At 65.6% G+C, this 977-nt stretch carries 1 protein-coding gene; it reads right to left on the bottom strand.

What is annotated here, in order from left to right; genetic code table 11:
• The coding region (locus AC1DT3_RS22585; protein WP_477467405.1) for a peptidyl-prolyl cis-trans isomerase at window positions 1-977 on the bottom strand (977 nt) is incomplete at both ends.

The following is a 977-nucleotide window of genomic DNA, read 5'->3' as shown; positions in this document are numbered from 1 at the left end:
GCACGGCCGTTGGCGCCGTTCGCAGCGTTGCCGGACTTGCCGACCGGAACGGCGAAGATCCGATTCACGACCTCGGCGGAGAGATCGTCCTTCGCCGTGTTGCGAGCGAGATCCGTCGCGGACTTCGCGGGAGCGCCGGCATCTTTCGCCACCGCGTCGAAAGCGTCGCCCTTGTCGRGCCTTTCGGTGAACTCGCGAGCCTTGGCGCTCAGGCGCTGCGCGACCTCTTCTTCTTTCCAAAGGCGTGCGACCTCGTCCTTGACCTCGTCGAGGGTCTTGTCGCGCGCGGCCTCGATGCCCGTCACGTCGAACCAGACATAGCTGCCGTTCGGCAACCGCAACGCCTCGTTGTCGACGCCGATATCGGAGGCGAAGGCAGCCTTCAGGAGCGTGTCCTTGTTGGGGACGTCGACAGCCTTGCCGCTCTTGTCCAGGCCGTTGGTGTCCACGGCCGGAATCTGCGCGAGCGTCAGGCCCTTTTCCTTGGCGATGTCGGCGAGCGGACGGGCGCTCGCGCGCAGGTCCTCGATCGCGTCATGGGCCGCTTCGAGATCGTCCTTGGCGCGTCCGCTGGCCATCTCGCTGCGGATCTCGCCGGCGACCTCTTCGAACGGGCGCACCGCTTCGGGCTGAACCTGGGTGACGCGGATGATGACCGGACCGAAGCGGCCGGCGAGGGGACCGCTCGTCGCGCCCTGTTCGAGGGCGAAGGCCGATTCGGCGACGACCGGATCCAGCATCTGCTGCTTGGTGAAAGTGCCGAGATCGAGATCGGCTGACGGAACCTTGCGCTCCTCTGCGACGGCTTCGAACGTCGCTCCTYCCTTGATGCGCTTGAATGCAGCCTCGGCCTCTTCCTGGTTGGGGAAGGAAATCTGCTGGATGGTGCGCTTCTCGGGTGAGCCGAACTTTGCCTTTTCCTGCTCGTAACGCTGACGGGCATCCGCGTCGGACACCTGATCCGGCTTGGCGACGGA

This window comes from Microvirga sp. P4_G7 (assembly GCF_056401005.1).
Note: the sequence above shows the minus strand (reverse complement) of the source record. Positions and strands in the feature narration are given on the sequence as shown.